Source organism: Blautia sp. 1001283B150304_161114_C9, assembly GCF_015668165.1.
GTDB classification, from domain to species: Bacteria; Bacillota; Clostridia; order Lachnospirales; family Lachnospiraceae; genus Blautia_A; species Blautia_A wexlerae.
Window position 1 is genome coordinate 1 of record NZ_JADPGO010000087.1, and the last position, 1,650, is coordinate 1,650.

1 protein-coding gene is annotated in these 1,650 nt (G+C 39.6%); it reads left to right on the forward strand.

The window, feature by feature from the left end:
* Window positions 1-127: 127 nt before the first annotated feature.
* A complete protein-coding gene (locus I4V44_RS17365) occupies window positions 128-1,441 on the forward strand; it encodes an IS30 family transposase (protein ID WP_070100053.1) in 1,314 nt (437 codons plus the stop codon).
* Window positions 1,442-1,650 lie beyond the last annotated feature (209 nt).

Below are 1,650 nucleotides of genomic sequence, written 5' to 3' on the forward strand. Positions count from 1 at the left end.
GCAAGAGTAAATTCCATATAGGTCGAAGTTACTTTTGCACACATATTTGCCATATTGTCTTTGATAATCATTACTCCGTATAATGTACTTGCAGCTGATTGCCTGCCTGTGCAGATTGGAGATAATTATGAAAAATAAAGGCAATCAGAAACATTTAACATTTGAACAGCGTGTTGATATCGAGAAAGGTCTTACTGAGAATAAAAGCTTCACTGAAATTGGACGAATTATTGGTAAAAATCCATCTACCATATCAAAGGAAGTACGTCTCCACGCACATACAAAAGAACGTCCGGATTCAGGTTACACTCACCCGCCATGTATTCATCGCAAGAACTGTAAGGTGACATGCTTGTGTGATAAGATGTGTGGCATTCATTGTAAGCTTTGCAGAAAACCATCCTTTCGCTGCACTGATATATGTCCCGCATATGAGACAGCTGAATGTGAGAAACTGAATAAACCTCCCTACGTATGTAATGGCTGTGGTAAAAAGACCCATTGTCTTATGCCCAGAAAGTTTTATTCATCCAAATATGCCCATGATGAGTACCGTAGCGTGCTGGTCGATTGCAGAGTCGGCATTAACCAGACTCCGGAAAGCATTCAATCCATGAATGATTTATTGGTTCCATTGATCAAGGAGAAGCATCAGTCCATCGGTCATATTTATGCTACTCATGCAGAAGAATTGGGTTGCTCCAGAAGAACACTTTACTCCTACATCAATGATTGTGTATTCGATGTCCGCAATGGTGACTTAAGACGTTCTGTACGTTATAAGAAACGCAAGAAACCTACACAAACCAGTGCAAAAGATCGTTCTTATCGTCAAGGTCATAACTACGAAAATTTCCAGAATTATATGAAAGATCATCCAGATATAAATGTTGTGGAAATGGACTGCGTGGAAGGAATGAAAGGCGAAAGCTGCGCCCTCTTGACCTTTACATTCCGCAACTGCAATCTTATGCTTATGTTCCTGTTGGAATATCAAGACCAGGAATGCGTGTTAGAGGTCTTTGTATGGCTTGAAACAGTGTTAGGACAGGATGCATTCAAAAAGCTTTTTCCGGTGATCCTCACGGATGGAGGTTCAGAATTCTCAGCTCGTGAAGAGATGGAGGAATTCTGTGACGGAAGTAAAAGCACGACGGTCTTTTACTGTGATCCATACAGCTTTTGGCAAAAAGGTGCCTGCGAAAAGAACCACGAGTATATCCGCTACATCCGTCCGAAAGGGAGTTCATTCGCTGATTTAAATGACGAGAAAGTCAGACTTATGATGAATCACATAAACAACGAAAAAAGAGACAGTCTTAATGGACATAGCCCATATGAACTCTCTCTTTTACTCTTGGACAACAAACTGCACAAAGCATTAGGATTAAAGGCAATCGCACCTGATGATGTTATGCTTAGTCCAAAACTTATAAAATAAAATAGTAAAGCACAGGCAGATTTCACTGCACCAGAATTTAGTCTTGCACATAAGGCATGTGGAATTTAGTCTCGCACACTATTTTCAGATGCCCGGTTAGTATGCATAAAAACATAAATCATGAGTGCTTACAGGTTTATTATAAGACAAAAAAATAGAATTGTTAAGGTGCATTACAGAATTTAATCCCGCATAGTTACTGAGATAAT